The following is a 25570-nucleotide window of genomic DNA, read 5'->3' as shown; positions in this document are numbered from 1 at the left end:
CTCAAAGTCTCTACTTTTATATTGAATAACAGGCATAGCCTGAATGCGTGCATTCAGACTATTGTATTTGCCTTATAGCCATTTTTTCCAAGTGGCTTCGTTATCCGCTAGCCATTTCTCAGCGGCTTCTTCATGACTTAAACCATCAATATCAACCAATGACGCCATGTTGCCGATATCACTTTTGGTGAATGAGATATTATTGAATACCTTATAAGCAGTTGGCCATTTTTTAGGCATTTGGTAATACGCCGCTTTTTTCAACCAACCTGCTGGAGGCGAACCACACTTTCCATCGCCACCGTCAGACATTTTACAACCTGGTGTGTACGCTGGAAATTTAACGAAGCTACCACCTTCCCCAGCATCGGTGAAATTGGGTGACCAGTTAAATATCACAACCGCGCGGTTGTCTTTTTTTGCGGATTCTAGTTCCGCCCAAAGAGCGCCTGAAGAACCGGCAAACTTAGCCGTAAAGTTCATATCAAGTGCTTTGATACGATCCAATGTTTCTTGACCATGCCAATCCATAGGCCCATCTAGATAACGGCCCTTTCCGCCGCTGCCAGCTGTCGTAAATAGCTCAGAACAATCGTTTAGTGCTTTCCAAGACGGTAGGCCTGGACATAGTTCACCAACATAAGCTGGGTACCACCATTCTTCTTGAGTAAGAGATGCGTGATTACCCACATCAATGATGCCGCCGGCGTCTAAAGCGTTGTTGAAGGATTTACCGAAAGTAGACTGCCATATCTCGTGGGAAATAGTGACATCACCATTACGAACTGATTCGTAAACCGCTTGGCTGTCCGCAGGAACATAAGAAACGTTGTCACCAATGCTTTCAAAAATACCGCCAATAACGTATGCCATAGTAATTTGGCTAGTCCAGTTATGGGTAGGGATTACAATAGGTTCTTTCGAATCTGCTTGGACTATTGAAGTGCCAAGAATAAGTGAGCTAACAGCAGCAGAAATCGCTACTTTTTTCAGGAAAATCATATATATATCCAGGTGATATTTAGTGCGCTATTACAGCTAAACACAGATGAAGAATGTTACTCAGACCATTTAGGGTCGAACAATTACACTCTAATGATGTGCACCAAGGTTAAATTTTAATGTGGTGCAATTTGATGAAGACTTTAACTGTCGATATAACAGTCTGTCTAAGGTGATCGGGCCACCGATTGAACGCGAGATTTCGAGAATACGCTTGTAGGCAGCGCTAGAACTGGTCAAGCAATAAATACTTGTGAACTCGTATACCAGAGCTATACCTTAACACAACTAAGGAAGAAATATTGTTTGGCCTTTACGAATAATCTGTTTGCATAGCATTACGTCACCTGAAGCAATCGAGATTGATTCATTATTTTCAAAATCACAGCGTACGCGTAGTCTGAGTAATAATCTGGTAATGGGGTGGTACTCTTTACGTTTACTAAAATATCTCCGCAAAAAAGACTTAGGCATTTCACAAACATGTTATGCCGAGTTCATAGAAATTAGTCGTCGTATCTATCCGACATAGAGCAAAAAAAAGGCAGCCAAGCCCAAGGCATCATAGATAAAACCTTCAAACCATTCGGGATTAAATCCAGTCTCACGCCAATTCAACCGCATATTGCATGTTATTTATTAGTTGGGAAGAAAGATTAGTGTGTAGAGCCAATGAAAAATTGGCTTATCCATGTCAGGCTAACGACATGGAAGGTGTTTTAGTAATTCATGAATGGGATTGCTGAAACAAATCAAATAGAAACAAAGACTATGCTGAGTGGTTTTACGAGTTTGTGCGTGGAGCGAGGGCTGTAGATTGTCAGAATAAAAAAAACCGTCTTTCAGCTAAGCCAAAAGACGGTTTATGTCGCTCTATTTGTTACCTTGGCAGCGAATTTTTTTAATTTCTAATCAAGTAATCAAATGCGCCCAAGGCTGCGGTTGCACCGCCACCCATGGAAATGATGATTTGCTTGTATGGTGTTGTTGTTACGTCACCTGCTGCGAACACACCCGGAATCGATGTTTCACCGTGTGTGTTGATGACGATTTCACCACGGTTGCTCAATTGTAGCGTGTCTTTCAGGAACTCGCTGTTTGGTACCAAACCGATTTGAACGAAAATACCAGCTACATCAACAAGGTGAGATTCGTCTGTTTTACGGTCTGTGTATTTCAAACCAATCACGCGTTCGCCGTCGCCGATTACTTCCGTTGTCATCGCTTCTTTGATGATAGTGACGTTAGGCAGAGACTCTGCTTTTTTAACCAATACATCATCAGCGCGTAGAGTGTCGCCAAATTCCAAAACGGTTACGTGCTCAACGATACCCGCAAGGTCAATTGCTGCTTCGATACCCGAGTTACCACCACCAATGACCGCTGTTTTCTTGCCTTTGAACAATGGGCCGTCACAGTGTGGGCAATAAGCAACGCCTTTGCCGCGGTATTCTTGTTCGCCCGGAACGTTCATTTCTCTCCAGCGCGCGCCGGTTGCCAAGATCACGGTTTTACTTTGCAAAATTGCGCCGTTTTCTAACTCGACTTCAACGAACTTTTTCTTTTCTAAGCGAACCGCTTTTTGCGTTTTCATTAGATCAACATCGTAATCTAATACGTGTTGCTCAAGACCTGCGACCAATTTCGGGCCGTCTGTTGCTTTCACAGAGATGAAGTTCTCGATCGCCATAGTATCGGCTACTTGACCACCAAAACGTTCCGCGACAACGCCTGTGCGAATGCCTTTACGAGCAGAGTAAATCGCTGCTGCGGCACCCGCTGGGCCACCACCAACAACTAACACATCGTACGGGGCTTTTTCGGACAAAGTAGCAGCCTGTTTGTTAGCAGCGCCTGTGTCTACTTTATTAAGAATCTCTTCCAATGTCATACGACCTTGGCCGAAGTGTTCGCCGTTTAGGTAAACAGATGGAACCGCCATGATGTTTAAGTCGTTTACTTCGTCTTGGAATAACGCGCCATCAATCATGGTCGCGGTAACTTTCGGGTTTAATACCGCCATCAAGTTTGTTGCTTGCACAATGTCTGGGCAGTTGTGGCAAGAGAGGGAAATGTACACCTCAAAGTTTAACTCTGTGTCTAGAGACTTAATTTGCTCTAGTAATTCTGGTGCCGCTTTTGATGGATGACCACCCGCTTGCAACAAGGCCAACACTAAAGAAGTAAATTCGTGGCCCATTGGAATGCCTGCAAAACGCACGCGAGGTGCTTCACCTTTAGGAGCGATTGCCATTTGTGGCGCACGACCCGCTGAGTTTTCGTCTACAGTCAAAGTAATTTTGCCGCTTTCAAGCTCTGTGATTTCACGAGCCAAGCTAAGTAATTCTGTTGATTTTTCTGAACCATTTGTGGACACAGTAATTTCAATCGGATTAACGATATTCTTTAGGTATGCGCCCAGTTGCTGTTTTAAATTTGCTTCTAACATAATGTTTAACCCGTTAAGACTGAGGGATTACTGTAAATTTCGGGTGCAAGAATCCATGCCAAGCCAATAAACGGCTTGAAATCCGCATTCCGAAAGAAGTGTATATAAAAGAATAAAAGGGGTCAGATCCCTTAAGTAGACCTGATGTATATAGATCCCTTAATGTTTGTTTAAGGGATCTGACCCCTTTTAGGGTCAGACTAGACAGTCGCCTTAGATTTTGCCGACTAGATCTAGAGAAGGTGCAAGCGTTGCTTCGCCTTCTTTCCATTTTGCTGGGCAAACTTCACCTGGGTGAGCCGCTACGTATTGCGCAGCTTTCACTTTACGAAGTAGGTCTTCAGCGTCACGGCCGATACCTTCTGCAGTGATTTCCATTGCTTGGATAATACCTTCAGGATCAACCAAGAAAGTTGCACGGTCAGCAAGGCCTTGACCCTCACGCATCACGCCAAAGTTGTTGGTGATCTTGCCTGACTGGTCGCCTACCATGTAGTAGTTGATTTTGCCGATTGTTTCAGAGCTGTCATGCCATGCTTTGTGAGTAAAGTGAGTGTCTGTAGATACAGAAAATACTTCTACGCCACGAGACTGAAGTTCTTCATATTTGTCTGCAACATCACCAAGCTCAGTTGGGCAAACGAAAGTGAAATCAGCTGGGTAGAAAAAGAAAACAGACCATTTACCTAGAACATCTTTTTCAGAAATTTCTACAAACTCGCCAGATTTAAAAGCGGATGCATTGAATGGTTTGATTTGAGTATTGATCATTGTGTATCTCCTAATAAGTATTTGTGTAGTGTGTTACCAACAAGACTTATAGTAAGAGAGAGCGTGTAATTAGTGAAATTGTTATTATTAAGGTTTTTGATTGTTAAAAGCTATTATTGGTGCGAGTACGATAATAGTAGTTAAAAGCCCCAGCTCAGGAGTGGCTGGGGTTTTTAAAGTAATGGGAGTTAAGCAAAGTGAGAGTTGAGTAAATGATTAGCTTAGCGCCACTGGGCAAGCCGCGACATTTGAAGGTGTCGTTCATGTTCCGCTTGGTCAACCGTGATTGGAGTGAATTGAATCACATCTCCAGGTTTTTGTTGCGATAAAATACTGCCGCCGTAGCGAGTCACACAGCCAATTTTTGGGTAACCCCCAATGGTTTGTCTGTCTCTAAGCAAAACAATAGGTTGGCCGTCTTTAGGCAACTGTATTGACCCATAAGCAATGCCTTCTGATACGATGCCTTTCAAATCACTGGTAATAACTTTGCCTTCTAATCGATATCCCATGCGGTCGGAGTTCCCCGAAACACGGTAATCACTGGAAAAAAAGTTAGCTCGTTCCAAAGTTGAAAAAGACTCATATTGATAACTCAAAATGACAGGAATCTCTGTTTGACCATAATTCGGAATCGCCAATCGTGGGACAGTACGTTCTTTATGGTTATGGAAAGGCTGATATTTCAGCATATCGTCTTTTTTCAGCTTATCGCCCTTGCCTGTCAAACCACCTATTTTTTCACGTACCACCGTTGCCACACTGCCTAGAGTGGGTTCGCAGAGGAACCCACCTTTTACTGCAAGGTAAGCACGTAACCCCCAAATAGGTTGATGAAAAGCAAGAATGTCGCCTTTTCTAATTGCGTAACTTCGCCAAGGTGAAATGCTTTTCCCGTTTAACGTCGCGCCAAGATCTGCCCCAGTAATGGCAATACTGGTGTCGGCTTGTGCTTCTAAAGAGAACATGCCGAAAGTGATTTCAATCTGTGGACTATTGGTGTCATTGTCTAGTAGAGCATTACTCCAACGAAACGCCATTTCGTCCATCGGTCCGCCAGTGGTTAACCCGAGAGATTGATAACCGTGACGACCCAAATCTTGAAGCAGTGCCAGCAAGCCAGGTTTGATTACTTTAAAAGCCATCGAGCTGGCCTCCTAATACTAAGAATTCGTCCCGTGAAATTGGCTCAAATCTTACTGAATCACCCATGGCAATCAGTGCGAGGTTCTCGCTTCCCCAATCCACAAGTTGAACGGGTGTTCGGCCAATGATTTGCCAGCCACCGGGGGTTACACTCGGATAAACTGCTGTTTGGTTTTCAGCAATAGCAACACTGCCAATAGGAACTTTTAATCTTGGTGTGGTTTTACGTGGCACATGAAGTTCGCTTGGCGTGTTACCCAAAAAAGCAAACCCTGGAGTAAAACCAATGGCATAAGCGCGATAAATAGTCTCGCTGTGACGCTTGATAACTTCTTCTGTACTGAGTTGACAGTGCGTGGCTACGTCATTTATGTCTGGGCCAACTTCTGTACCATAATAAACGGGAATCACGACTTCGCGTTTATCTTGTAATGCGAAGTCGTTTGGGTTGATGGCTTCGATTGTCTGGCGAATGGTTTTGCAAATAATAAAACGGTCGTAGCAATCATCGTCAAATACCACTAACAAAGTCGTATATGACGGCACCAAATCAACGATGCCATCTAAAGATTTTAAGTGCTGGGTGACCTGCGCAATATAGTTTGAGGTTGTTTCACTAATGACCTGACAAAAACTAAGTAGGCAAGCCTGATTGCTGACCATTTCAATGTTCGGGAATGCTATTGGGTTTACATTGCTCATGTTGAGTTCTAGCTAGCCTTGTTTAAACGGTCGACTAACGTACGAATACGAGTGACGGCTTCTAGTGCATGTTCGCCATCACCATGAACGCAAATGGTGTCGGCATGAATTGCCAATGTTTTGCCTGATGCGGTTGTGAGTGTACCGGTTTCGCAGAGTTGCTCAACTTGTTTCTCGATCAACTCAAAGGAAGCGTGAACGGCTCTTGGTTCTTTACGAGGAGTAAGGCGACCTTCATCTGTGTATAGACGGTCAGAAAAGGCCTCAAACCAAACATCAATGCCGTATTTCTTCGCCATTTTTTTGATTTCTGGTGCTTCAGGAACCGCCATAACCATTAATGGAATGGTAGCGTCTAGTTCACTCACGGCTTGCATGACGGTTTCTAGAACAGTGAAGTCAGACATCATTGTGTTGTACAAAGCACCATGGGGTTTTACGTAATCCACCTGAGTATTCTGGCTTTCGCAGAGGCCTTTTAACGCGCCAACTTGATATTGAATAATGGCTTTCAATTCCGTAGGAGCAATATCCATATTACGACGGCCAAAGCCAACCAGATCTGGATACGCGGGATGTGCGCCAATCGTTACATTATTCTGTTTCGCCAAGGTAACAGTTTTGACCATGGTTAATGGATCAGAAGCATGAAAGCCGCAGGCAATATTGGCCTGATCTACAAACGGCATGATTTTGTCATCTAAGCCCATTTTCCATGTGCCAAAGGCTTCGCCCATATCGCAATTTAATTTCATGTTTAGTACCTACTGAAGCAATTAATTCGTGACTAGTTTTGTGACATAGTTGTCGGTAAATAGGTCACGATTTCTGGAAAAATACTGATTAAAATAATCGCCAGACCAATCAATAAGAAGAAAGGCAAAGCGGCCTTTGCGACATATAAAATGTTTTTTCCTGTGAGGGCTTGAATGACAAATAGATTAAAGCCAACAGGCGGTGTTATCTGGGACATCTCAACGACTAGAACAATAAAAATACCGAACCATAAAAGGTCAATGTTAGCGGCTTGAATCATTGGTAGAACAACTGCAACCGTCAATACCACCACGGAAATACCATCTAAGAAACAGCCAAGGATCACGAATAAAACCGTAAGGTATAAAATTAATTCCATTGGTGACAGAGACATGCCACCGATCCAAATTGCTAAGGCTTTAGGTATACCTAAAAAGCCCATAGCCAGTGTTAAGAAGTGAGCGCCAACAAGGATGAAACCAATCATACAAGAGCTTTTTACGGCGCCGAGTAAGCTGTCCATAAAACTATGGCGGCTTAAAGTACCTGTAAAAGCAGCTAGAATTAACGCGCCAGTTATACCAATTGCTGCGGCTTCGGTTGGTGTAGTTAATCCACCGTAAATAGAACCTAAAACAAAACCAATTAAACCAACAACAGGGAGTAACTTACGCAGGCCTTTAATGCGAGCGGACCAACTGGTTTCGTGCCCGGTTGTTTTCGGTAATTCGTCTTTGTGTAAGTGGCCCCAAATCATGGTGAACCCCATGAACAAAGACACCAGCAATAAACCTGGTAACGCACCCGCAATGAATAAGCGAGCAATTGATACTTCGGCGGCAACCCCATAAACAATCAAGATGATGGATGGTGGAATCAACAAGCCCAATGTGCCAGAACCAGCCAATGTACCAATCGCCATGCGGTCGCTATAACCTTGTTTGCGAAGCTCTGGTAATGTCATGCGACCAATAGTCGCTGCTGTAGCGGCAGAAGACCCAGAAACCGCAGCAAAAATACCACAACTCAAAATATTTACGTGAAGCAGCTTTCCCGGGACGCCACCCAGCCAAGGTGAGAGACCTTTAAATAGATCTTCAGAAAGGCGAGTTCGAAACAAAACTTCCCCCATCCAAATAAAGAGAGGCAGTGCTGTTAATGACCAAGCGGTGCTTGCGCCCCAGCTTGATGTGGCAAAAAGTAAATCAATTTGGTAATTCTCTGATAGGACAAGTCCTAAACCACCAATGGCTATTAAGGTAAAGGACACCCAAACGCCTAGGCCTAATAAAGCAATTAGACCAAATCCTAATAGGATTGAAATCCACATCATATCCATTAGATTTCCTCCAATGACAAGGCATCTTCTTGTGTAACGTAATCTGGCTGTTTACCGCAAATAACTGTGATCCAAGCGTCTAGTATTGCTAACGTTAAAGCGATGACACCGACTGCAACAGGCACTTGAGGAATCCATAAAGGTACAGGTACATAGCCATAAGAGATTTCTTCATAGATGTAAGATTCGTATACCATGAAAGAGCAGGCGTAAGACAAATAGCACAGTAAGGCCAGTGAAAAGGTAAGGATTAAGCCTTCCTGTATCTTGCGAGGAACAGGAGAAAAACGCTGAATCACTAGAGTGACACGGATATGGCCACCTTCTCTAAAGGTATAAGCCAAACCTAGAAAGGTAGAGGCAGCGAGGGCATAACCGGCAAAATCTTCAGCGGAGGGGACAATAAAACCGAAAAAACGGCCTACGATCTGCGCTAGCAATAATAAAGTTATAATGACGATGCAGAAGCCAGATAATAGGCCAGAGCATAGGTAGAGTTTTTCTTTAATTCGGCTCATAGTATTCACTTTTTTTAGGGTATAGGTGGCGTTTAAACGTATTATTATTGAAATACTGAGTCTTAAAAATACGGCCTAGCACTCTATAAATCTATAAAACTTATGAGTACTAGACAGTAAAGGGAGGACAATAGAAATGTTTACTTATCTAATAAAGATCGATAAACATTAGTTCTCGTAGCGACCAAGAATAGTTCCTACGTCTTTTGGTGATTCTTTTTTCCACTCTTGAGTCATTGTATGACCAATGGCTTTCAACTCTTTTAGCAACTCAGGAGATGGTTTAGTTACCTTGATGCCATTATCGATAAGAATTTGAGTATCTTTCGCAGCACGAGCTACAACTTTTTCCCAAGCCTCAGCCTCAGCATGTGCAGCGGCATCTAAAACAATTTCTTGTGTTGCTTTATCTAAACGACGGAAAGTACGTTTGTTGACGACAATGATGTTTTTTGGAATCCAAGCTTGTACATCAGTGTAGTGATTAACATAGTCCCATGCTTGACTACTAACACCAGTAGAAGGTGATGTGATCATGGCTTGAATGATACCAGTACTAAAAGCTTGTGGGATATCTGGTGTTTGAATCGTTGTTGGTGTTGTCCCCATTAAATCTGCTAAGCGAGACGTAGAAGGGCTGTAAGCGCGCATTTTTGTACCAGCTAAATCAGATAGGCTATTCACTGGATCTTTGCTATACAAGCTCTGCGCAGGCCAAGCAACAGCATACAATAGAACCATGCCGTCTCTATCCAGTTGCTTCTTCACTGCAGGTTTCGCCGCTTCCCATAATTTCTTGGCATCATCGTAGCTAGTTGCCAAAAATGGAATGTTGTCATGTTTATAAATAGGGTTTTCATTACCTAGAATGCCTAGGAAAATCTCACCAATTTGTACCTGACCAGATTTCACTGCTCGTGGGATCTCGGTGTGTTTTACCAAAGAGCCGCCAGAGTGAACGGTAATGTCTAACTCGCCTTGAGTTTTGTCTTTGATTTCTTTTGCAAAATCATAGGCAATTTGAGTTGGTAGGTTTCCGTCACCATAAGGTGTTGGCATGTGCCATTTTTCTGCAAAGCTGGCAGTGGAAGCTAATCCACCAATAAGTAATGCACTTGTTAACTTCAACATAATTGTTATTCCTTTCATTCAATTTTTGTTATCTATTACACAGTATTTATTCTGCGTTGTTTGCCATTCATTAGTTTTGCTTTCTTACATATGACTCTCTTGCATTGCATATGGAAAGAGCAATCACTAAAAAATAGCGAGATCTGAGTCTAAAATATCCGTTATTAACATTTTACCTGGTGCATGAGTAATGCAGATAGGCGGTTTTGCGTTGCGAATAACAGCTTGAGGGGTCACACCACAAGCCCAGAAAACAGGCACTTCACCTTCTTTTACTGTTACTGCATCACCGTAATTCGGTTTGCTTAAATCACTAATGCCAATATCTTCTGGTGAACCAAAATGTAATGGCGCCCCATGAGCTTTTGGGAAACGCGTAGTGATTTGTATGGCACGAATCGCATCTTTTGGAATGTAAGGTCTCATGGTTACAACCGTGTTACCAAAGAATCGTCCTGCTGGTGTTGTTGCGATATTGGTTTCAAACATAGAAACGTTTACATCTTCTTCTATGTTTCTCGGTGTTAGGCCAGCTTTTGACAGAGCATTTTCAAATGAGAAAGAACAACCTAAAACAAAAGCGACCATATCGTCTTGCCATAAGTCTTCGATATCTGAACGGCTTTCGACTTTTTCACCGTTACGGTAAATATAATATTCTGGGATGTCATGACGCATGTCGATGTCATCACCAAGTTCTGGCATAGCAAAACTACCCACTTCGGAAACGCCAATTAATGGACAAGAAACCGGATTTTTTTGACAAAATAGTAAGAACTCATTGGCCCAATCAGCCGGTAAAATAACGACATTGCCTTGCATTGCGCCTTCAGCTAAACCACTGGTTACGCCCGTGTGGGATTTGTTACGAATCGCTTGGCGCAGTTCTTTTGTTTGTTGCAGTAAAGGTGATGCTAATTGCGTCATGAATAATTACCTTATTTTTGCCACATTTTGATAGATTTAAGAGTAGATCTTGATGCTACTAAAAGTCTAATCGTGTTTTTTTTGGTAATTTGATCAATTTTATTTATCGAGAGGTTGTTTTGATGACAAACCTTGGTTTGGTTTCGTTCTTTTGTCATATTCATCAGCAACTTGTTTTGCCAGTTTAGCAATCTGAGAAACAATCGGGTCTTTAGGGTCATTCAAGTAAGACGCAGTAAAAATAAGATCATCCGGAGTCCAACCAGGATCAAAAGAAATAAGGCGATTTGTTTCGATAAAGCGTTGTGCCAGTTGTATCGGTAAGACGCCAACACCGATACCAGAGGCAATCATTTCAAAGCTTGTGGAAAGCGATGTAGAAGGAAACACTTGTCCAATTTCATGATAGCGCAGCATTAAACCTGACATTAGCTCTTGATAAGGTCTAGATAAACGCGAGAAGGAAATAATTGGTGTGATACCTAAATCTTTGTTTTCTGTTGTTGGGTGGCAAAACCAGCCTAGTTTAAAAGAGGGTAAGGTTACATTTTCTACATTACCTTCAGATAAAGGCCCCATTAACAAAACTAAGTCCATGTTTCGGCTCAGTAATTGGTCGCGAAGATTCAGGGTGATATCGACAGACAACTCAACAACCAGCTTAGGGTAGTTTTTTCGCAGAGCAGATAAAAATTCAGATAGCCAAGATTGGGCTATCGTTTCTGCTACCCCGATTCGTAGTGTGCCTTTTATTTCTTCTGATGGTGTGAGTTCCGCTCTGATTTTTGATAAGTGACTTTCAATTCTTTCTGCATGAGAGCGTAATAATAACCCCTCTTTGGTAAGTACGACGCCACTTTTTTGGCGATCGAAGAGTTTAATGCCTAGCTCATCTTCTAAGGCAGAAATTCTTGCTGAAACAGCAGGTTGAGATAAATTCATTTCGTGTGCCGCTTTTCTGACACCGCCTAATTTGGCGACTCTGAGGAAGGTTTTTAATTGATCGAAGTTCATGTTTTTTCTCTTTTTTTAAAATTAGGCCAGTTAGGTGATTTGTTTTTTCTATCACTTTAGAAAGAAAATAGCGAATTGACTTTATCGCCTTCGCGTTCAACACTGAACTCAGCCTCTTCAAAGATGATCCTTATTTTATCTTTTGAGGTATATAAAAAAGATTTGTAAAAACAAATTCACAAAAGATAGGACACGAACATGATTAAACAAAATTTTCTTATGAAAGGCATTCCTTTGGCTGTACTTGGCGCTTTGGCATCAAGTCAAACATTTGCAAGTGAATCCCTTTCTGTTGTTGGTAGCTGGAGTAGTCTTCCGCTTTACAAACAATATGAACAGCCTTTTTGGACAGACATTCTGCCAAGCGAAAGTAAGGGCAATTTCGAAGTCGTTATGACGACCCATGATCAAATGGGAATTGGTAGTGGCGATGTATTCCGTATGTTGGGTGATGGTGTCTTTGATGTCGCTATGACTGTCGGTGATTATGCCGTTGCAGATGCGCCTGCGTTAGAAGGTCTAGATGTGCCTTTGTTAGCGAATACAGCTGCGCAAGCTAAAAAAATGGTAGAAGCAGCTCGCCCAATGGTCGAAGAAATTTATGAAACAACGTTCAACTCAAAAGTGCTCGCGATTGTACCCTACCCTCCTCAAGTGGTTTTCTGTAAAGGCGAAGTGTCGTCATTGTCTGATCTATCTGGTTTGAAAGTTCGTGCTTCAGGTCGTATGACTGCGAAGTTTCTAGATGCACTAGGTGCTCAGAGTGTGAATATTGGTTTTGGTGAAGTTCCAGGTGCTTTACAGCGTGGTGTGATTGATTGTGCTGTAACTGGTGCTGGCTCTGGTTATAGCGCTGGCTGGTGGGAAGTATCTGATTCCTTGATGACACTGCCATTGGGTGGTTGGGATCCAGTAGTTACGGCCATTAATTTAGACAAATGGAATGATTTATCAGCGAAAGATCAGGCTTTCTTACAATCTGAAGTATCTGAAAAATTTGAGAAGTCAGTATGGGAAACCGCACAAGCAGAGCTTGATCAAGACGTTGCATGTTTAACTGGTAATGGTGATTGTACAAGAGGGCCGAGTCACAGTATGACATGGGCTGAACCTAGTGCGGATGACATTTTCGCTGCGAAACGTATTCTTATTGACACAGTACTACCTGAATGGACTGAACGTGCAGGTAGTGAATGGGTTAGAAAATGGAATGCGAGTGTTGGTAAAGTTGCGAAAATCAAACTTGCTGTCCCTGGAGAGTAATAGCCATGTTACACATTATTGATTGGTTAAAACGCATCAATAATGGAGTGGCGGTTGCCGCAGGTCTAGTTTTACTAGCCTGCGTTCTCCTCATTCTGATTGATATCTTGTTACGTGAGTTCGGCATTAGTTTTGGGGGTTCTGAAGAAATTTCTGGTTATGTGATGGCATCGGTTTCTAGCTGGGGTATTTGTTATGCATTAACCGAAAAAGCACATGTTCGTATCGATGTTATCCGCAATAAAGGCGTGGCAGCGGGACGCTCTATTTTTGATCTTATTGCATTGGCTGCAACCTCATATGTTGCTGTGTATGCCGCATATTATGTGATGCCAGTGGTAGAAAAAACGTTAAAACGCAATTCGCTTGCTAATACTTCATTAGAAACCCCATTAATTATCCCTCAATCTATTTGGATGGCAGGGTGGGTTTGGTTTGCGATTACGTCCTGCGTCCTGCTGATTTGTGCTTTTTGGTTGGTGATTAAACAAAAACACAGTCAAGTTAATGACATGATTGGTACGGAGACAGAGTAATGCTTCCTTTTACGTTTTTTGGTCTTTTAGGGCTGCTAGCTTTATCTATTCCCGTTGGTGTTGTGCTGTTCTTGTTGGCCTTCGGTATTGATTCCTTTTTTAGTCCTTTTCCTCTTATGAGAGGCTTGGGGCAAGTTTTATGGTCTTCTTCTAACCATTCAACACTTATTGCGATTCCTCTATTTGTTCTAATTGGTGAGATTTTATTACGCAGTGGTGTGGCTCAGAAAACCTATAGTGCGCTTAATGCGTGGGTTTCTTGGTTACCAGGTGGTTTGATTCACGCCAATATTGCTACGGCAACCATGTTTTCCGCGACGTCTGGCTCGTCTGTTGCCACAGCCGCTACTGTCGCTACGGTTGCCACACCTCAAGCAGAAAAACTCGGTTACGATCAGCGTTTATTTACGGGGTCTATCGCCGCTGGTGGTACTTTGGGTATTTTGATACCACCATCGATTAATTTAATTGTTTATGGATTTTTAACTGAGAGCTCCATTCCAAAATTGTTTCTAGCTGGCATTGTGCCTGGTATCAGCATGGCGCTGATGTTCATGATTGTGACGGTGATTATTTGTTCTTTATGGCCTCGTTTAGGCGGGCCAAAACAGTACAGTACTTGGAAAGAAAAGATCGTTGCATTGAAGTCTCTTTTACCTGTGCTTCTGCTGTTATTCAGTATCGTTGGATCTATTTATATGGGTTGGGCGACACCGACAGAAGCGGCGGCTATTGGTGTATTGATCTCGTTTGCTCTTGCTGTGGTGTACAAAGCCTGTTCGGTAAAAATGTTGATGGACAGTTTGGCGGGCACGATTCGAATCACGGCAATGATCATGATGGTGGTGTTGGGTGCTTATGTACTGAACTTTGCTCTAACCGCTGCAGGCGTTGGTCGAACGCTACAAGAATTGCTCGAAGGCCTTGGTCTAAGCGCCATTACAACTTTATTGATCATAGTGGCGATGTATATCGTGTTGGGTTTCTTCATTGAAACTCTATCTTTGATGGTGGCAACGATTCCTATCGTTGTACCAATTATTGTTCAGTTGGGTTACGACAAAATATGGTTTGGAATTTTGATGATTATTTTAGTCGAAATGGCGTTGATTACGCCGCCCGTTGGACTGAATTTGTACGTGGTTAACTCTGCTCGGAAAAATGGCAAGATGTCAGACGTGATTATAGGTAGTTTGCCTTATGTTGGTGTGATGATTCTGATGATTATTTTACTCATAGCCTACCCTAGTATTTCTCTTTATTTACCTAATAATTTTTAAGGAACATTATGCTTTTCATTGTAAATGGATCTGAACAATCAATCGAGATCAAACATTTAGTGGTTGCAGGCTGGACGGCTCGCGATATGAAATTTGTCCAAAAACACATTGATGAGCTTGCGGAAATTGGTGTTGCTCCACCATCTGCTGTGCCATTATTTTATCGTGCTTCTAATTTGCTTGTGACTCAGGAATCAACTGTTGAGGTGCTCAGCTCCGATACGTCTGGAGAAGTAGAGCCATTGATTATAAAAGCAGATGGGAAACTCTATCTTGGTGTAGGTTCTGATCATACGGATCGCAAACTAGAAGCCTATTCTGTTGCACACTCAAAACAAGTATCTGCAAAGCCAGTTTCTTCTGAATTATGGGATTTCGCCGAAGTTGCTCACCATTTAGATGATCTACTGATCGAATCTTGGGTTGATGAGGGTGAAGGCTGGGTGCAATATCAAAAAGGTTCTTTAGCTAATATTCGTCCTTTGACTGAGTTAATTGAGAAAGGTAACTTAGCTGAAGGTAGTGCAATGCTTTGTGGTACTTGTCCTGCAATTGGCGGCGTTCGTCGTACAGAAAAATTTAAGATGAGTATTCATGATCCGATTTTGAATCGTACTATTGAGTGCGTATACACTACCAAAGAATTACCTATAGTGAGCTAATGTATGACGCAATCAAAGAAAACACATCTTACCTGGTCGAATAGAGATTTACTGGTGCAATGGGAGCAATCTCTAGCCACTATTGATAGTAAGGGGGGCCATGTTTTTACTGAGTTGTTTGAATACCAAACACCACAGCAAGGGCCGTTAACTGGTTCGATTATTTCGATTAAAGATTTGTTTGATGTTGCGGGCTATAGAACACAAGCAGGTTCTATTTTTATTAATGATAAAAAGGCGACCGCAGACGCAGATGCTGTTGCAGCATTACGAGATGCTGGTGCGTCGTTTATCGGTCATACGAATATGACGGAACTTGCTTACTCTGGATTAGGTTTGAATCCGCATTATGGAACACCAAATAATCCTGTGATATCTGGTCGTATCCCTGGTGGTTCTACCAGCGGTGGCGCAGTGTCGGTTGCGCTTGGTATTGCCGATGCTGCACTTGGTACAGATACTGGTGGGTCATTACGTATACCTGCTGCATTTTGTGGTGTGACAGGGTTTAAGCCATCTCAACAAACTGTCTCACGTAAAGGCAGCTTACCTTTGTCTGATGCGCTAGATTCGGTTGGTCCGATTGCGAATAGTGTGGAAGAGTGCGAATTACTCTGGAAAACCTTGTCTGGTACGCAAGAGACGAAAAACCACACGGACCTTTCCCAACTTACCTTAGTAGTTCCAACCAACTTTGGAATGAATGAGTTAGACCCATTGGTTGAGCAAGGCTTTGCAGAAGTGTTAGTTCGTCTTGAAGCAAGCGGTCTAAAAATCGAACACCGTTTCGTTGATGCGTTAGAAGCCTATAAGACTTTACCTGTTTGGCAATTCTCTGCATTCGAATGTGATGCTTACTATGGTGAACGCTATGATTTGAATACGGTGGCTATGGATCCTAGGGTAGCTTCTCGTATTGCGCGCGCTAAGACGATGAATAGCGATGATTTTGAAAAAACAAAAGCGGCGAGAGTAGCCTTTATTCAAAGTGTCGAAAGCCAAGAAGCCAATACAATTTTCTTATTGCCAACCGTGGCGGTGCTTGCACCTAAGTTGGCAGATCTTGAAGAAAATACCGAGTATGATCGTTTGAACTTATTGTGCTTGCGCAATACGTCGTTGGCCAATGTGCTGAATGGCTGCAGTGTGTCATTACCGTTCCGCTTCCAAAGTGAACCAATGGGACTCATGCTGACAGGGAATAACGGAATGGATCAGCAGATATTGGATTTAGCGAAAGTACTAGAAGCTTCTATACATAAATAAGAGCTTCTTGTTTTGCTTAATTTTCACTCTGGCGTTTGCTGTATTCTTGTGCAGATTTTACAGCAATCTCAGTTGCTACTTCGGCTAATGGGTTGAAAGGTTCATCTGAGTACGAAGCGGTAAAGTTAAGATTGCTTGGTGTCCAAACGGCTCTTAGTCTACGCAATTTACCCTCTTCTAACTCTTTAGATATCATAATGTTTGGTAGTGTTGAAATACCTACGGAATCGATGGTTAAACTACGACAGGCTGCCAATGATGTTGACGCGAAAAAGTGTGCTGGTGGTCCGTCTAATTCTCTAAATTTCTGATTGATTTCAATATAAGGTTTAGTAGCTCGAGCGTAAGTGATAATTGGCCATTTGACTAACTCTTCGAGGTATAGAATACGATCAGGTAGATCAAGCTTTGGGCTAGCTACCCATGAAAGTGCGAAAGTACACAGCTCACGATTGACTATGTTAGGCTCAGAAATTGGCCCCATTAATAGTCCTAAATCCAAGGTTCTGTCTTGAATTCCCACAGAAAGATTTGCAGTCACATCAACAGTCATTTCTACATCTAGATTAGGCATATCTTGATGCAAGCGAGATAAAAACGCAGGCAACCATGTGTTAGCTATGGTCTCTGATACTCCTAAGCGCAATACGCCAGAATATGCAGTGGAGATTTCAGCACGTTTTCGTAATTGCTCTGTCTGATAAAGAATCTTTTCTACGTAAGGAAGAAGCTCTTTACCTTTTGACGTTAGGATAATTGGACTAGAGCCTCCTTCACGCTCAAACAGTTTTACACCCAGTTCAGCTTCTAACCCTGCAATACGAGCCGAAATAGCGGGCTGGGTTGTATGAAGGCGCTCGGCGGCTTTGCGAAAATTGCCTAATGAAGCAACCCAAACAAAGGTCTCTAAACGTTTGTAGTTCAAGATAGGACTCCAATAAACATTGAAATGTGGGGAAAATACGTATTTACAGTCGAAAGAGTATAAGGCTAGTCCGATTTGAGCAATCTTTTCGTTAAGAAGGTTGAGAGTCTTTGGTCTGCAATAGAGCATGCGCTATGCTGTGAACCAATCTAAAGAGATATGAACATAGGACCATAAGCACAATGAATAAATTAGTTTCTTTGTTATTAAAAGGTTTGGTAGCGGTTTTACCTATTGGTTTGACTGTGTATTTAATTTACTGGTTATTGGCAACAGGTGAAAAACTCGCCCAACCGCTTGTATTATGGCTAATTCCTGACAGCATTTATTTTCCTGGTTTAGGGTTGATTGCCAGCTTAAGTATTTTGGTATTGATTGGCTTCTTGGTAAATCTTTATGGTGTTCGTTACTTGGTAAAGCTAAGTCAAAATATTTTTGAACGCATACCATTGGTGAAATCTATCTATGGCGCGTTCAAAGACATGATGATGGTCTTTAACCTGTCAGAAAAGAAAGAAATGAAAAGTGTCGTTTCAATTGAATGGAATGGTGCTCAAGTCATTGGGTTTGTAACAGGTGAAAAGACAGGACAAAGATTATTTGGTGATCAAGATTTGGTTGGCGTTTATGTGCCATTGAGTTATCAAATCGGTGGGATGACTTTTTACATTTCCCGTGATCGATTAACGGAACTGGATATAGGTGTTGAAGAAGCCATGCGATTAGCGTTAACCGCAGGTGTACAAAGTAGCCCTAAAAAGGAAGAGTGATAATATAAGGTAGCGAATGCCTATTTTTATTCTCTTAACAGACTTTATAAATTTTCGAAAGAATCGTTAACGGACCTTTTACGAGAAGTTATTGGTGTCTGCTACAATATTCTTTATTATGCGTTTTTATTTTATTGATGAGCTCAGTAGTGTTGATGCAAAAAACAGTAATTATTGTCGGCGCAGGTCCAGCAGGCTTAATGGCGGCAGAAGGCATTTGTGCCGCAGGCCATCAAGTTCATGTTTACGACGCCAAACCTAGCGCTTGCCGTAAGTTTCTATTGGCGGGTGTGGGTGGTATGAATATTACTCATTCCGAAGCTTACCCTGAGTTTATCCAACGCTATTACGATAAAGCCGATTGGCTTGATACCGCGATTGGTCAATTTGATGCGGACGCATTGCGACAGTGGATTCATGACCTAGGTGTCGAAACCTTTGTTGGTACGTCCGGACGTGTTTTTCCAAAAGATATGAAAGCGGCACCTTTATTGAGAAACTGGCTGAAACGTTTGCGTGAGTCCGGTGTTGAGTTTCATATGCGTCATAAAATGATCGCTTTAGACAACAACCAGGTGACATTTGATTATAGTGGTGAACAAGTAATAACGAAGGCCGATGCTATAGTTTTGGCCATGGGAGGCGCGAGCTGGCCAAAATTAGGCTCTGATGGCGCTTGGTTGTCTGTTCTTCAAGATAGTGGTGTTAAGGTTGCGCCATTACAAGGTGCGAACTGTGGCTTCTACAGTGAATGGAGTGAGCATTTACAAACAAAGTTTGCTGGTAGTCCCTTAAAAGATGTTTCCTTCTCGTATACTTTAAGCGATGGCAAGGTGGTTTCGAAAAAAGGTGAGTGCGTTGTCACCAAAGATGGTATGGAAGGCAGCTTGGTTTATGCTTTTTCGAAATACATTCGCGACGACATTAATCTTTCAGGCAAAGCATCTATTAAAATGGATTTCTTGCCTTTACAAAGTGAAGAGCAAGTCATTAAAAAGCTGCATAATATCAAATCCAAAGAATCCTTCAGTAAATATTTAAAACGTACTCTTGGCATAAGTGGCCTTAAAACGGCCCTTTTATACGAGGTTTATGATAAAAGCCAATATCAAACTCCTGAAATGCTTGCTCACTGTTTGAAATCATTGCCGGCAAATTTTTATAAGACCAAACCCATTGAAGAAGCTATTTCCAGCGCTGGTGGCGTTTGTGAAAGTGCGGTTAATAACAAGCTGATGTTGAACTCGATGCCGAGCGTGTTTTGTGCTGGAGAAATGCTGGATTGGGAAGCGCCTACTGGCGGATATTTATTAACCGCTTGTTTTGCCACAGGTCATTTAGCTGCAAAAGGTGTGAATGATTGGTTAGCAAACCATTAAGTTAAAGAGGACTGATCCATAAAAACGCCCTATGTTTCCATTGGGCGTTTCTTGTCTTTATGGCATATGCTGTTATAAAAATGAATAACTCATGAGCCACTCATTAATAGTCTGTTTGACTTTTCGGGTGACCGAAAGAGTATTGCACGCCAAGAGAGGCCACGTTATCTAAGTAGTTATCTTCAATGTCCTTCACTAATCGAAAATCAGCACGGAGATCGACTTCTTTGCTGAGTGCATATTTCACACCACCGCCAGCGTTAATAAATAGGTTTGTGCTTGAGTCATTACCGTCTACATCCATGATGCCAGCACCTGCGGCCAGATAAGGTGTTAACTTTACCGTTTTAAACTCTGGCAAGGTGTATAACCCATCAACTCGTAATTGGTCTAAATCATTGTTTTGTCCGTTTTCACGAGCATTAGAACTTAGATAAACAGCTTCGATAGCCAATGGACTGTGGTACTGATAACCAACACCAATAGAATAAGAAGTATCGTCGCCAGCTTGACGATCACCATCGGCGTTGTAGAGGCCAATACTTGGTGTCACAGTAAAGCCAGGTTTTGGTGGTTCTGCGTATGCCATTGTTGCTAGAGATGAGGCAATCAAGACACCGCTAAAGAGAGTGCGTTTTGTAAAAGTGTTAGACATAATAATTTCTCCTAATGAACATAATGTTTATTGTTCGATAGCCAGATTACGCTAATAGTTTTTCTTGAAAAGCCCCCTTAAAATGCGCAAATAATAGGACATGAATAGCTTCTGACCAATCATGACGCAGGCTTTACTAAAGTGGTTGTATTCAGATGATTTCAGTCCTTGAATTAGCCGAAATGGTGGAAGAAATGCGGCGATTATTACAATAGTTTTGCACTTCTAAATGACTAAAAGTAATTGTGACGAGAGTAAGTAAGATTGGCGTTTTGATGTGTTTTTAGTGAGTTTGTGTCAGTTGATTTTTCGGTTTTTTGAGACGAAGAAAAACGCCCGATGTTTCCATCAGGCGTTTGTTTGATTTTTATCATTAGCCTTCGATTGAAGAGATAACCGCAGTAACTCGACGGTTAATACTGCGGTTAGATTCAGTCTCGTTGTTAAGTAAAGGTTGTTCTTCTCCGTAACCTATAGCACTTACGCGTTCTGCTGAAATACCAAAAGCGTTAACTAATACATCAACAATTGCTTGTGCACGTTTTTCAGAGATTGCTTGGTTATAGCTAGCTGACCCTCGGTCATCTGTGTGGCCTTCGATAATTGCGTTTGTATTTGGGTACTCTGTTAGAAAATCAGCCACTTCTTCGATTTGAGTGTAATATTTTTGTTCAACAACAATAGAATTGTTACCGAACTGAACATCTAAACGTACAGATTTTTGACTTTCTAGAGCAAGATAGCAGCCTTTCTCGTCGACTTTTGCGCCAGAAGCAGAGTTTGAACACATATCAAGATGGTTAGCGATACCGTCTTTGTCGTCATCTAATGCACAACCTTTCGCATCAACAGAAACACCATATGGGGTTGTTAGGCAGTTGTCTTGATGATCTGCGACGCCATCTTTGTCTGTATCCAGTGCACAACCTTGGGTATCAACAGAAATGTTTGCTGGAGTGGCTAAGCAAAGGTCATTAGCATCTTTTACGCCGTCGTTATCTGCATCAGTATTTTCTGCTTTTGTTTCAGCAATTTTATCTTCAGCTTGCGCGACTTTTTTCTACTTGTTCTTTGACCGCTGCAACTTCTTCTTCGTATTCAGGTTTCTTTTCTTCTATAGTTTCTGAGAATTTTTCTTTTAGACCTGACTTATTAACAAGGTCGCCACCAAAAACAAAATGCAAACCAATTGTTGTTAGATTATCTAGCTCATGATCTTCAATATCTCTGATTAAACGAAAATCACCACGCAATGATAGTGTGTCATTTAATGCGTATTTCAAACCGCCGCCAGCATTTATTAACGCATTGTTAGATCCTGGACTGAAGTCAGTTGTACCAACACCCGCAGCCAAGTAAGGGATGAATTGATTACGTTCTTCTAAATGATACAGGCCATCTAAACGGAATTGATCTGCGTCTACGCTGGTACTACCTGTTGATGTTTTGCTATCCGCGTTTAAGTAAACAAACTCTACCGCCCATGGATTACCAAACTGATAACCTAAACCAAGTGACAAAGCTGTGTCGTTTTTAATACCACGGTGGTTGTCCATATTGTAGTAGCCAATACTTGGTGCAATTGTGAAACCTTCTTCAGATTGAGCTTGTGTTTGTGCTATAGATGAAGCCGCAATAAGGCTGGTAATAAAAATGCGTTTATTTAATAAAAAAGACATGTAAAAGTTTCCTGATAAGTTTTCAAAACTGGATCTAGTAAGAAAAAGTTTCTATATTGGCTAGAAAGTGCCGCATTATCGCTTAACAGGATGGGAAATGAAGGTTTTGATACAAAAGCGAACATATTCGAAGACGGTTACAAATAAGTGACTTTAAGGGGCTTATAGAAAGAAAAAAAGTATGTATTTGAGCTTGAGTGGTGGCTTTACAAAGCAAAAAGTCTGCTTAAAAATCATTTTCTAAGCAGACTTTTATTTGGTTTTGATGACTGTTTTTTTACCCTATTACGCTTCGTTTGAAGAGATGACGGCAGTTACTCGACGGTTCGCTTTACGGTGCTGTGCCGTGTCGTTGTTGAATAAAGGCTTTTCTTCACCGTAACCAATTGCACTGACGCGCTTCTCTGAAATTTGGAAGATGTTGATGAGTACATCAGCAATGGCTTGAGCGCGTTTTTCGGAAACAGACTGATTATAACTTGCCGCACCACTATCATCGGTATGACCTTCAATAACGACTGTACTGTTCGGGTTTTCGTTCAAATAGGTCGCTAGTTTCTCTATTTCAGGGTAAAACGCCTGCTCCACTGTTGTTTTATTGTTACCAAACTGAACATTTAATGTAACTGGTGGTTGTGATTCAACCACTGCCGCTTGTTCAGACAAACTTGGTTCTTCACCTTCTGCAAATACAGGTTCATCTAATGTGGGTTCTGTTGGGAATATTTCTTCAACTGGCTCTGGTTCAGCCATTGGCTCTGGCTTAATAACGGCTTCTGGTTCAGTAATGACTTCTGGTTCAGGGCGGATTTCTTCAACTTGTTCTGTAACCGTTTCTTCAGTGACTGTTTCTTCAACCAGGGTGACAACAGGTGTTGCTTTTGCAGCTGAGTGACCAAAGGTCATTTGAAGGCCAACAGACGTCATATGATCCACATGGTTGTCTTCGGTATCGTTTAATAAACGAAAATCAGCACGTAATGACAAACTGTCATTTAACGCGTATTTCACACCGCCACCTGCGTTAAATTGGGTATTGTTAGTGCTTGGACTGCTAAAATCTGTTTTGCCAACCCCGGCGGCCAAATAAGGTGTTAGATTCAATGAACTATTGGTTGGCAAGTGATATAAGGCATCTAGGCGATATTGGTCGACATCGACATCTGTGTTGCTGCTAGAGAAGCTGGTATCTGCATTTACATAAACAAACTCCAGCGCCCATGGATTATTAAATTGATAACCTAACCCAAGTGAATACGCTTCGCCATCCTTAGTGTTTCTGTCATCGTCCATATTGTAATAGCCAATACTTGGCGTGATTGTGAAGCCTGCTTGCTGTTGCGCCAAGGCTAATGTTGAAAAAGAAGATGCGGCAGTAATAAGGCTGCCAACCAGCGTACGTTTTGCTAAGGTAAAAGACATGTTTTATCTCCTGATAAAAATCAATGTATGTCATATTTTGCATCAGCATAACGTGTTTGTTTGAGCTTAAAAAATGATAAAAAAACGACCTGTAACCCTAGTATTACCTGATATTTCTCAATCATGACGTAGAGTTGACCTAACAATCATGTTCAACACAGAGATGACTGAAAATAGAGGTTAGAAGTGTAAAAAGAGGCGAGATTAATTACATGAATTTTTCACTTTAAAAAATCAGATAAGGCTTTTCTTCAAGTGAGGAAAGATGCATTTTAAGTTAAGCCATTTTTGTGTGGCTCAATAAATATAAAATAGGGGTTTTGTTTGGTTCGCTCTCAGCGTTTATTAGCACTCATTGATTTATTGCGTAATCGTCGTTCTCCGATCGCAGGGAAGCAGTTGGCTGAATCGTTAGGCATTAGTCTGCGAACCTTGTATCGAGACATTGCTACTTTGCAAGATCAAGGCGCCAACATCGAAGGTGAAGCAGGACTCGGTTATGTATTGCGCCCAGGGTATTTGCTGCCACCTTTAATGTTTACGGATGAAGAAGTTGAAGCCCTAGTGTTAGGCGCTCGCTGGGTCGCACAACGCACTGACAGCCAATTGAGCAACGGAGCAAAAAGTGCACTGAATAAAATCGCTGCCGTATTACCTCCTGAACTCAAAAATACCTTAAACGATACCTCTTTATTGATTGGACCAAGTAAAGATGCGGTGAAAGATTCAATTAATATGCCTGATATTCGCCAAGCCATTCGAGATGAAAAAGTGCTTTCTATCGCCTATCTAGATCTGAAAAATAAGCAAACCACTCGTCGTATTTGGCCTTTTGCATTAGGCTATTTTGATGAAGTTCGAGTATTAGTCGCGTGGTGTGAGTTACGACAAGAAATCCGTAACTTTCGTACAGATCGAATCATCAGTAGCGAGTTAGAGCAAGAACGTTATTCGACGCCTCGACATGCTTTATTGAAACGTTGGCGAGCTACTTTGAATGGGGCGAGCACAATAAACGCCAATTGATCACTGCTGACAGAAACTGACACTACCCTTGTTTATTCTATCGTCATCAGGTCAAAGCTTGATGCGTTTTTGCGAAGCTTATTTTTATATAAGAAATCACTTTAAAAGGATAAATCATTATGGATCTTCCAAATTTCACTATTTTGTATGTCGAAAATGTTGAACGCAGCTTAGCGTTTTATCGGCCGTTGTTAGACCGAGAGCCAGTGGAAGTGATGGACGGGTTTGCTCTGTTCGTATCTGAGTCAGGTACAAAATTTGCCTTATGGGCAAAGCGTGATGTGATTCCCGCTCTCGACACAGAACGTGCAGGCGCAATGGAAGTCGCTTTTATGGTAAGCAATCTCATCATGTTACAAATCACCCATACAAAATGGCGTGAACTTGATGTCACCATTATCCAAGAACCAACAGAATTGGACTTTGGCACAACCTTCACCGCTGTTGATCCAGATGGACATCGTTTACGTGTGTATTGCAGTGAAAAAGCTTAATGGCTTGTTGGATTGCAGTGGCTTCGGCGGACCATGTTCGTCGAGGTGTTGAAGGTGGTTTTATGCAGGTTTGTCATGGTAAAGACAAACCCTTAAAACGTATAAAAGCAGGTGATAAAGTAGCCTATTATTCTTCCGTCGAGGTGTTTGGAGAGAAACAAAAATGCCAAGCGTTTACGGCGATAGGTGAAGTAAAGAACGATCTTGTTTACCCGTTCGATACGGGCAACGGTTTTGTGCCTTATCGACGTGATGTGAATTGGTTTCCCGCTCATCCAGTATCCGTTTATCTTCTCTTGGACCGAATGAGGTTCAGCGCCGGTAACCAAAACTGGGCGTACCCTATGCGGTTTGGCTTGTTTGAAATTAGTGATGATGACTTTCAGGTAATCGCATCTGCGATGACCCTAGGTTGCACCCAATAAAAGACTCAATCTTGTTGGTATTTCTGTGGAATA

26 protein-coding genes are annotated in these 25570 nt (G+C 42.0%); 10 read left to right on the top strand and 16 right to left on the bottom strand.

The features are described from left to right. Nucleotides 1–72: 72 nt before the first annotated feature. From AC0L3Y_RS04615 to AC0L3Y_RS04565, 11 genes are all read right to left on the bottom strand, one after another. Complete coding sequence (locus AC0L3Y_RS04615; protein ID WP_473469347.1) at nt 73–1002, bottom strand: ABC transporter substrate-binding protein; 930 nt, start codon at nt 1000–1002, stop codon at nt 73–75. Between the two features lie 901 nt (nt 1003–1903). After that, nucleotides 1904–3451 carry an alkyl hydroperoxide reductase subunit F gene (gene ahpF / locus AC0L3Y_RS04610; RefSeq protein ID WP_473469345.1) on the bottom strand — a complete coding sequence of 516 codons (1548 nt, stop codon included), beginning with the start codon at nt 3449–3451 and terminating at the stop codon, nt 1904–1906. A gap of 213 nt (nt 3452–3664) precedes the next feature. Then, nucleotides 3665–4222, bottom strand: a complete 558-nt coding sequence (ahpC, locus tag AC0L3Y_RS04605; protein ID WP_473469343.1) for an alkyl hydroperoxide reductase subunit C — start codon at nt 4220–4222, stop codon at nt 3665–3667. 221 nt (nt 4223–4443) lie between these two features. Further along, nucleotides 4444–5367, bottom strand: coding sequence for a 5-oxoprolinase subunit C family protein (locus AC0L3Y_RS04600; RefSeq protein WP_473469341.1), 924 nt, complete (start codon nt 5365–5367; stop codon nt 4444–4446). Beyond that, complete coding sequence (gene pxpB / locus AC0L3Y_RS04595) at nt 5357–6070, bottom strand: 5-oxoprolinase subunit PxpB (RefSeq protein WP_473469339.1); 714 nt, start codon at nt 6068–6070, stop codon at nt 5357–5359. Before pxpB ends, AC0L3Y_RS04600 begins: the two co-directional genes overlap by 11 nt. A gap of 8 nt (nt 6071–6078) precedes the next feature. Further along, on the bottom strand, nt 6079–6825 hold the full coding sequence (locus AC0L3Y_RS04590; RefSeq protein ID WP_473469337.1) for a 5-oxoprolinase subunit PxpA: 747 nt from the start codon (nt 6823–6825) through the stop codon (nt 6079–6081). A gap of 32 nt (nt 6826–6857) precedes the next feature. Further along, nucleotides 6858–8165 (bottom strand): TRAP transporter large permease, encoded by a 1308-nt coding sequence (locus AC0L3Y_RS04585; protein ID WP_473469334.1) that lies wholly within the window; start codon nt 8163–8165, stop codon nt 6858–6860. Beyond that, the gene (locus AC0L3Y_RS04580) at nt 8165–8683 is read right to left on the bottom strand and encodes a TRAP transporter small permease (protein ID WP_473469332.1); all 519 of its coding nucleotides are present in this window, start codon (nt 8681–8683) and stop codon (nt 8165–8167) included. Before AC0L3Y_RS04580 ends, AC0L3Y_RS04585 begins: the two co-directional genes overlap by 1 nt. A 168-nt stretch (nt 8684–8851) precedes the next feature. After that, nucleotides 8852–9814: a TRAP transporter substrate-binding protein gene (locus tag AC0L3Y_RS04575; RefSeq protein WP_473469330.1), complete on the bottom strand. Its 963-nt coding sequence runs from the start codon at nt 9812–9814 to the stop codon at nt 8852–8854. Nucleotides 9815–9940: 126 nt separating this feature from the next. Further along, entirely contained in the window at nt 9941–10741 is an 801-nt protein-coding gene (locus AC0L3Y_RS04570) for a putative hydro-lyase (protein WP_473469327.1), read from the bottom strand. Between the two features lie 99 nt (nt 10742–10840). Then, the gene (locus AC0L3Y_RS04565; protein ID WP_473469325.1) at nt 10841–11755 is read right to left on the bottom strand and encodes a LysR family transcriptional regulator; all 915 of its coding nucleotides are present in this window, start codon (nt 11753–11755) and stop codon (nt 10841–10843) included. Nucleotides 11756–11953: 198 nt separating this feature from the next. Between AC0L3Y_RS04565 and AC0L3Y_RS04560 the strand changes: the two genes are divergently transcribed. Genes AC0L3Y_RS04560 through AC0L3Y_RS04540 form a run of 5 tightly spaced genes read left to right on the top strand, consistent with a single transcriptional unit; the run spans nt 11954 to nt 16762 of the window. Further along, nucleotides 11954–13018, top strand: a complete 1065-nt coding sequence (locus AC0L3Y_RS04560) for a TRAP transporter substrate-binding protein (protein WP_473469323.1) — start codon at nt 11954–11956, stop codon at nt 13016–13018. Nucleotides 13019–13023: 5 nt separating this feature from the next. Then, nucleotides 13024–13554: a TRAP transporter small permease subunit gene (locus AC0L3Y_RS04555; protein ID WP_473469320.1), complete on the top strand. Its 531-nt coding sequence runs from the start codon at nt 13024–13026 to the stop codon at nt 13552–13554. Further along, nucleotides 13554–14834: a TRAP transporter large permease gene (locus tag AC0L3Y_RS04550; RefSeq protein ID WP_473469317.1), complete on the top strand. Its 1281-nt coding sequence runs from the start codon at nt 13554–13556 to the stop codon at nt 14832–14834. The genes AC0L3Y_RS04555 and AC0L3Y_RS04550 overlap by 1 nt, the downstream gene beginning before the upstream one ends. 8 nt (nt 14835–14842) lie before the next feature. Continuing rightward, nucleotides 14843–15496, top strand: a complete 654-nt coding sequence (locus AC0L3Y_RS04545) for a DUF2848 domain-containing protein (RefSeq protein ID WP_473469314.1) — start codon at nt 14843–14845, stop codon at nt 15494–15496. Nucleotides 15497–15499: 3 nt separating this feature from the next. Beyond that, complete coding sequence (locus tag AC0L3Y_RS04540) at nt 15500–16762, top strand: amidase family protein (RefSeq protein WP_473469312.1); 1263 nt, start codon at nt 15500–15502, stop codon at nt 16760–16762. 16 nt (nt 16763–16778) lie between these two features. On the opposite strand, the gene AC0L3Y_RS04535 is transcribed toward AC0L3Y_RS04540, so the two are convergent. Continuing rightward, nucleotides 16779–17687 carry a LysR family transcriptional regulator gene (locus AC0L3Y_RS04535; protein WP_473469309.1) on the bottom strand — a complete coding sequence of 303 codons (909 nt, stop codon included), beginning with the start codon at nt 17685–17687 and terminating at the stop codon, nt 16779–16781. A 182-nt stretch (nt 17688–17869) separates the two neighbouring features. Here AC0L3Y_RS04535 and AC0L3Y_RS04530 point away from each other — a divergent pair, with 182 nt between their 5' ends. Both AC0L3Y_RS04530 and AC0L3Y_RS04525 read left to right on the top strand, forming a co-directional pair. Next, a complete protein-coding gene (locus AC0L3Y_RS04530; protein WP_473469307.1) occupies nt 17870–18457 on the top strand; it encodes a DUF502 domain-containing protein in 588 nt (195 codons plus the stop codon). Between the two features lie 155 nt (nt 18458–18612). After that, nucleotides 18613–19836, top strand: a complete 1224-nt coding sequence (locus AC0L3Y_RS04525) for a TIGR03862 family flavoprotein (protein WP_473469304.1) — start codon at nt 18613–18615, stop codon at nt 19834–19836. 103 nt (nt 19837–19939) lie between these two features. Here AC0L3Y_RS04525 and AC0L3Y_RS04520 read toward each other — a convergent pair whose 3' ends face one another. The 4 genes from AC0L3Y_RS04520 to AC0L3Y_RS04505 form a co-directional block, all read right to left on the bottom strand. Then, nucleotides 19940–20491, bottom strand: coding sequence for a porin family protein (locus AC0L3Y_RS04520; RefSeq protein ID WP_473469300.1), 552 nt, complete (start codon nt 20489–20491; stop codon nt 19940–19942). Nucleotides 20492–20864: 373 nt separating this feature from the next. After that, the gene (locus AC0L3Y_RS04515) at nt 20865–21524 is read right to left on the bottom strand and encodes an OmpA family protein (protein ID WP_473470586.1); all 660 of its coding nucleotides are present in this window, start codon (nt 21522–21524) and stop codon (nt 20865–20867) included. Between the two features lie 7 nt (nt 21525–21531). Then, the gene (locus AC0L3Y_RS04510; RefSeq protein ID WP_473469299.1) at nt 21532–22170 is read right to left on the bottom strand and encodes a porin family protein; all 639 of its coding nucleotides are present in this window, start codon (nt 22168–22170) and stop codon (nt 21532–21534) included. A 285-nt stretch (nt 22171–22455) separates the two neighbouring features. Beyond that, a complete protein-coding gene (locus AC0L3Y_RS04505) occupies nt 22456–23592 on the bottom strand; it encodes an outer membrane beta-barrel protein (RefSeq protein ID WP_473469298.1) in 1137 nt (378 codons plus the stop codon). A gap of 324 nt (nt 23593–23916) precedes the next feature. Between AC0L3Y_RS04505 and AC0L3Y_RS04500 the strand changes: the two genes are divergently transcribed. The 3 genes from AC0L3Y_RS04500 to AC0L3Y_RS04490 all read left to right on the top strand — a co-directional run bounded on the left by AC0L3Y_RS04500 (nt 23917) and on the right by AC0L3Y_RS04490 (nt 25537). Continuing rightward, nucleotides 23917–24618, top strand: a complete 702-nt coding sequence (locus tag AC0L3Y_RS04500; RefSeq protein ID WP_473469296.1) for a helix-turn-helix transcriptional regulator — start codon at nt 23917–23919, stop codon at nt 24616–24618. A 119-nt stretch (nt 24619–24737) separates the two neighbouring features. Further along, nucleotides 24738–25112, top strand: coding sequence for a VOC family protein (locus AC0L3Y_RS04495; RefSeq protein WP_473469294.1), 375 nt, complete (start codon nt 24738–24740; stop codon nt 25110–25112). After that, nucleotides 25112–25537 carry an EVE domain-containing protein gene (locus AC0L3Y_RS04490; RefSeq protein WP_473469291.1) on the top strand — a complete coding sequence of 142 codons (426 nt, stop codon included), beginning with the start codon at nt 25112–25114 and terminating at the stop codon, nt 25535–25537. The genes AC0L3Y_RS04495 and AC0L3Y_RS04490 overlap by 1 nt, the downstream gene beginning before the upstream one ends. Nucleotides 25538–25570 lie beyond the last annotated feature (33 nt).

This window comes from Marinomonas sp. GJ51-14 (genome assembly GCF_055808695.1).
Note: the sequence above shows the minus strand (reverse complement) of the source record. Positions and strands in the feature narration are given on the sequence as shown.

Bases quoted from the DNA above. Each gene is read 5' to 3' on its own strand.
- AC0L3Y_RS04590 (WP_473469337.1), bottom strand. From the start codon at position 6,825: ATGAAATTAAATTGCGATATGGGCGAAGCCTTTGGCACATGGAAAATG.
- AC0L3Y_RS04545 (WP_473469314.1), top strand. From the start codon at position 14,843: ATGCTTTTCATTGTAAATGGATCTGAACAATCAATCGAGATCAAACAT.
- AC0L3Y_RS04580 (WP_473469332.1), bottom strand. From the start codon at position 8,683: ATGAGCCGAATTAAAGAAAAACTCTACCTATGCTCTGGCCTATTATCT.
- ahpF (WP_473469345.1), bottom strand. From the start codon at position 3,451: ATGTTAGAAGCAAATTTAAAACAGCAACTGGGCGCATACCTAAAGAAT.
- AC0L3Y_RS04540 (WP_473469312.1), top strand. From the start codon at position 15,500: ATGACGCAATCAAAGAAAACACATCTTACCTGGTCGAATAGAGATTTA.
- AC0L3Y_RS04510 (WP_473469299.1), bottom strand. From the start codon at position 22,170: ATGTCTTTTTTATTAAATAAACGCATTTTTATTACCAGCCTTATTGCG.
- AC0L3Y_RS04525 (WP_473469304.1), top strand. From the start codon at position 18,613: ATGCAAAAAACAGTAATTATTGTCGGCGCAGGTCCAGCAGGCTTAATG.
- AC0L3Y_RS04560 (WP_473469323.1), top strand. From the start codon at position 11,954: ATGATTAAACAAAATTTTCTTATGAAAGGCATTCCTTTGGCTGTACTT.
- AC0L3Y_RS04530 (WP_473469307.1), top strand. From the start codon at position 17,870: ATGAATAAATTAGTTTCTTTGTTATTAAAAGGTTTGGTAGCGGTTTTA.
- AC0L3Y_RS04520 (WP_473469300.1), bottom strand. From the start codon at position 20,491: ATGTCTAACACTTTTACAAAACGCACTCTCTTTAGCGGTGTCTTGATT.
- AC0L3Y_RS04495 (WP_473469294.1), top strand. From the start codon at position 24,738: ATGGATCTTCCAAATTTCACTATTTTGTATGTCGAAAATGTTGAACGC.
- AC0L3Y_RS04585 (WP_473469334.1), bottom strand. From the start codon at position 8,165: ATGGATATGATGTGGATTTCAATCCTATTAGGATTTGGTCTAATTGCT.
- AC0L3Y_RS04575 (WP_473469330.1), bottom strand. From the start codon at position 9,814: ATGTTGAAGTTAACAAGTGCATTACTTATTGGTGGATTAGCTTCCACT.
- AC0L3Y_RS04570 (WP_473469327.1), bottom strand. From the start codon at position 10,741: ATGACGCAATTAGCATCACCTTTACTGCAACAAACAAAAGAACTGCGC.
- AC0L3Y_RS04600 (WP_473469341.1), bottom strand. From the start codon at position 5,367: ATGGCTTTTAAAGTAATCAAACCTGGCTTGCTGGCACTGCTTCAAGAT.
- AC0L3Y_RS04615 (WP_473469347.1), bottom strand. From the start codon at position 1,002: ATGATTTTCCTGAAAAAAGTAGCGATTTCTGCTGCTGTTAGCTCACTT.
- pxpB (WP_473469339.1), bottom strand. From the start codon at position 6,070: ATGAGCAATGTAAACCCAATAGCATTCCCGAACATTGAAATGGTCAGC.
- AC0L3Y_RS04550 (WP_473469317.1), top strand. From the start codon at position 13,554: ATGCTTCCTTTTACGTTTTTTGGTCTTTTAGGGCTGCTAGCTTTATCT.
- AC0L3Y_RS04565 (WP_473469325.1), bottom strand. From the start codon at position 11,755: ATGAACTTCGATCAATTAAAAACCTTCCTCAGAGTCGCCAAATTAGGC.
- ahpC (WP_473469343.1), bottom strand. From the start codon at position 4,222: ATGATCAATACTCAAATCAAACCATTCAATGCATCCGCTTTTAAATCT.
- AC0L3Y_RS04555 (WP_473469320.1), top strand. From the start codon at position 13,024: ATGTTACACATTATTGATTGGTTAAAACGCATCAATAATGGAGTGGCG.
- AC0L3Y_RS04505 (WP_473469298.1), bottom strand. From the start codon at position 23,592: ATGTCTTTTACCTTAGCAAAACGTACGCTGGTTGGCAGCCTTATTACT.
- AC0L3Y_RS04490 (WP_473469291.1), top strand. From the start codon at position 25,112: ATGGCTTGTTGGATTGCAGTGGCTTCGGCGGACCATGTTCGTCGAGGT.